The 3559-nt window shown below is 30.4% G+C and carries 8 protein-coding genes; all 8 read left to right on the top strand.

Annotation, left to right across the window (positions count from 1 at the left end; genetic code table 11):
- Nucleotides 1-191 (top strand): hypothetical protein (locus Q0616_RS01170; RefSeq protein ID WP_298774313.1); only part of this gene is annotated, 191 nt, incomplete at its 5' end.
- Between the two features lie 6 nt (nt 192-197).
- On the top strand, nt 198-725 hold the full coding sequence (locus tag Q0616_RS01165) for a hypothetical protein (protein ID WP_298774311.1): 528 nt from the start codon (nt 198-200) through the stop codon (nt 723-725).
- 2 nt (nt 726-727) lie between these two features.
- On the top strand, nt 728-1567 hold the full coding sequence (locus Q0616_RS01160; protein WP_298774309.1) for a hypothetical protein: 840 nt from the start codon (nt 728-730) through the stop codon (nt 1565-1567).
- Nucleotides 1560-1940, top strand: a complete 381-nt coding sequence (locus Q0616_RS01155) for a hypothetical protein (RefSeq protein ID WP_298774307.1) — start codon at nt 1560-1562, stop codon at nt 1938-1940. Before Q0616_RS01160 ends, Q0616_RS01155 begins: the two co-directional genes overlap by 8 nt.
- 1 nt (nt 1941) lies before the next feature.
- Complete coding sequence (locus Q0616_RS01150; protein ID WP_298774304.1) at nt 1942-2127, top strand: hypothetical protein; 186 nt, start codon at nt 1942-1944, stop codon at nt 2125-2127.
- A gap of 2 nt (nt 2128-2129) precedes the next feature.
- The gene (locus Q0616_RS01145; RefSeq protein WP_298774302.1) at nt 2130-2333 is read left to right on the top strand and encodes a hypothetical protein; all 204 of its coding nucleotides are present in this window, start codon (nt 2130-2132) and stop codon (nt 2331-2333) included.
- Nucleotides 2334-2335: 2 nt separating this feature from the next.
- Nucleotides 2336-2602 (top strand): HU family DNA-binding protein, encoded by a 267-nt coding sequence (locus Q0616_RS01140; protein ID WP_298774300.1) that lies wholly within the window; start codon nt 2336-2338, stop codon nt 2600-2602.
- Complete coding sequence (locus Q0616_RS01135) at nt 2595-3197, top strand: hypothetical protein (RefSeq protein WP_298774298.1); 603 nt, start codon at nt 2595-2597, stop codon at nt 3195-3197. The genes Q0616_RS01140 and Q0616_RS01135 overlap by 8 nt, the downstream gene beginning before the upstream one ends.
- Nucleotides 3198-3559 lie beyond the last annotated feature (362 nt).

Genomic DNA, 3559 nt, shown 5'->3' with positions numbered 1-3559 from the left:
ATGGTGAAGAGTGTTTTGGTGGTGGTTGGTTTATAGTATCTGCAATGTTACCTACTGGATTAATTTCTAATCATTATAAAGCTGAGGATTGGGATTTGTTTAAAGTTCCTGAAGTGGAAAAAGCTTTATTTGAGTTTGATGGTCATACTGGTAAAGATGTTTTAGAAAGATTGAAAGACTTAAATATTTAATCAGTTATGAGAATTTTAGGAATAGATCCAGGTAAACAAGGAGCATATTGTATTCTGAATGATAAAAGAGAAATTATTGAGAAAGGAGGTTTACCATTGATTGGTAAAGAATATGATGTTAATGAGATTTATAAAATAATTTCTTCTTGTGATTATGTATGTGTAGAAGATCCAGGAATGATTTTCGGAGCATCAAAATCAGCAGTTGCGTCATTGCGAAATTGTGTTGGATTATTGCAAGGAATTGCAGTAGGTTGTCAAAAGCCATATTCACTTATTCAGCCAAAAGAATGGCAAGGATTACTTTGGAAAAACATTCCGAAGCAATATAAAACTTCATCATCAAAAGAAGAAGGAGGAAAGCCAAAAAAGGTAGTTGATACAAAAGCTACTTCTACTTTGGCAGTTACTCGCCTTTATCCAACAGAAGATTTTAAATTAACCAACAAAGGTGGTGTGAGTAAAAACTATAATGACGGAATGGTTGATGCTTGTTTATTGGCTTGCTACTATTTCGAGCAAAAAAATATATAATAATGGCTAAACGTAATTTTAGATATGTACTTGATCCGAAACGTTTCTACAATGTAGTAATGGAAACAAGTGTTTTGGTAGGTGAAGATCAAGATTTTATTTATGAGCCAGAAGGTATTCCTGTATATAGTTTAGGTATAGATTCGGTAAAAGGTATTACGAATGAATTTTACTTGAAGCGAATTTACATGATACTTAAACATTTGAATCCTCAATTGACTTATAGCAGTTACGAGTTTATGTGCTGGGTAATTGCTCATCCTGATAGCAAAAATATGGCATTTCCTGTTAATAGGGAGAAGTCGAATATGATTGCTAAGGAAGCATGGGAAGAAACTAAGCCATTGCAAACAAAGAAGCGTAAAAAAGTTTTCTTCAATGAATCAAGAGGATTTACAAAAGAAGAGAAAATATCTATTGCAGCAACTTTAAAGAGTGGCGGTTGGAGTTTTCCAGATGGTGAATTGGTTTTAGATGCGATGAATAGTTTAGAAGCGAAGAAGATCAGGATAACGAAAGAAACCTTAGCAGAAGAACTTGGAGTTGAATTGAATTTGATGAATCGTTATTATCGTCAAGCAGGAAAAGCATTTAAAGTTGATATCAATCGTAGAAATTTTGCAATGAAATTAGATGAGCGTTTTGATATGATTTTTGATGATTTACAGAAGTATTGGAAAAAGACAAGACGTGTTCGTAAGTTTTCTCATTACAGTAAATATTTCCGTGTACGAACAGAAGATAATACCAAATTACTTTATCTAAAAGCAGTTCGAAAGTTGAAATTAACACCTGCATATAAAAAATTTGTTAGACGAAAAGAAGAACAAAAATATGAATGATCGATACAAAGTAGGCGATAAGTTTGAGTTACTTGTTGATTTTGATGATGTTTCAAAAGGTACATTATGCATTGTTTCAAAAATAAACTCGGATCGTGTTTTTTTAGAATTCGAAGAAGGTAAATTTTTATCAGTACCTAACACAGAGATATATCACTATTTCAAACCATACCAGGAAAAAGTATTCAATCCACAATCTCATTATGATAACAGTAAAGGTTCGTTGTACAAAGTAGGTTTAGAACGAGAATGGAATCCTTATTTGTTTGATGTTGTTAAGCGATTAGAACGAGGTGGGAAGAAAGATCCGTTGAAACAAGAGATTGAGAAAAGTATTGATGTTTTAAAAATTTGGTTAAACGAATTGAATTAATATGCACAGTATAGCAGTAACAAAAGAAGTTGTAGAAAAATCGAAAGTATTAGGTTCTATCGAGATATTATTTGATAACTATAATTTGAGTGAAGAGATTCGTGTTAATCAATTATTCAAAGGTTGGGATATTGGAAAACCAGAATACAAAAAAAATCAATTTAGTAAAATTTATAAAGTAAAATAATCATGGGAACTCTAAAAATAGAATACTTAAAAACGAGTGTAGGTCAAGAATTAACGATTGAGAAACAATTTGACTTAATCGAAAAGTTAGAAAATTCAGATCCATCTTTTGTAGAGTTTCAATTAACAATAGGAGAAAATAAAGAAATTCTTTGTGTAAAGAATTCAAACATAAAATCAATTTCAATTATCACAAAAACAAATTAAAAATGACAAAGAAAGACATCGCAAATCAGATTGCAGATCAAAACGGTTTGAACAGAAAAGAAACATTGGAAGTAGTCAATCAAGTTTTTGAACTGATTAAATCAGAAGTTCAAAAAGGAAATACATTGAATTTTCGTGACTTCGGAACATTTACAACTCGTCGCTATCCAGCGCGTGTAGTTAATTCTTTTGGCAGAGAAAATGTTAGTATTCCAGAAAGAAAGAAAGTGATTTTTAAACCATCTAAAGTAAGTTTTAAAATTGACTAAACAGATCATAACTCATAGTGGATTTGTAGTAGAATTTGCGCAAGCTTACAACAATGAAAAGGAAATAGCAGGAGTGAAGCTTTTGCTTAATGTAGACAAAGATAATGTTGATTATCTGAATCGCGAATGTATTGTTGTAGGCTTACCACATAATTATTCGGGTGATGTAAAAACAGGTGATACCTTAATTGTTCATCACAACATCACTCGAATTTCTACAAGGAATGATGGATCAGAATTTAACCAATATCATATTCGTCAGAATTTGTATCGTGTGCCAGAAGATTTAGTTTTCTTGTATCGTACGAATAAAAATGAGGAATGGAAATCTTATGGCGATTACATTTTTGTTTCTCCAATGGTTAATAAAACAGAAAAGAAAATTGGAAGTATTCTTATTCCAGATTCTGTTCAAGAAAAATTTGTAAACAATACAGGTATTGTTTCGATTGAGAATTTAGCATTAAATAAGATTGGTGTTAAAAAAGGCGATAAGATTTATTTCAAGAATTTTTCGGAGCATAAATATCAGATTGATGATCAGCTTTTGTACAAAATGAATGTTGATCGCGTATTGGGATTGGTTGAGAAATAAGAAATTAAAAAGTCAAAAAAACTCTTATTCCTACAAAAAGTGTATAAATAAGCAGGTTGTAAAAGGTTTATTTTGACAATGGTAAAAAAAAATAGAATTAAAAAAGAAAATATGAAAGAAGATATTATTTACGACAATCCTTATGATTTAATATTAGGGGATTATATCAAATAAGTTTATCTAAAAACAAACATTAAGCAAGGTAAATTTAGATATTGTTTTTCGCTTAAACAGAAGGATTGATAACAATAAGTAAGAATTGAGTTCGTCTAAGTAACGTCTAAGTTCGTCTAAAAATCAAATAGCAATCAAATGAAAATAAGTAGAAGGAAATTAAACAAAGAATCTCAAACTACTAAAAT

The organism is uncultured Empedobacter sp., from assembly GCF_937930195.1.
Lineage (GTDB): Bacteria > Bacteroidota > Bacteroidia > Flavobacteriales > Weeksellaceae > Empedobacter > Empedobacter stercoris.
This window is presented reverse-complemented; position numbering and strand designations above follow the sequence as displayed.

Coding starts and splice junctions, on each gene's coding strand:
- Q0616_RS01160 (WP_298774309.1), top strand. CDS start 728: ATGGCTAAACGTAATTTTAGATATGTACTTGATCCGAAACGTTTCTAC.
- Q0616_RS01155 (WP_298774307.1), top strand. CDS start 1,560: ATGAATGATCGATACAAAGTAGGCGATAAGTTTGAGTTACTTGTTGAT.
- Q0616_RS01140 (WP_298774300.1), top strand. CDS start 2,336: ATGACAAAGAAAGACATCGCAAATCAGATTGCAGATCAAAACGGTTTG.
- Q0616_RS01145 (WP_298774302.1), top strand. CDS start 2,130: ATGGGAACTCTAAAAATAGAATACTTAAAAACGAGTGTAGGTCAAGAA.
- Q0616_RS01150 (WP_298774304.1), top strand. CDS start 1,942: ATGCACAGTATAGCAGTAACAAAAGAAGTTGTAGAAAAATCGAAAGTA.
- Q0616_RS01165 (WP_298774311.1), top strand. CDS start 198: ATGAGAATTTTAGGAATAGATCCAGGTAAACAAGGAGCATATTGTATT.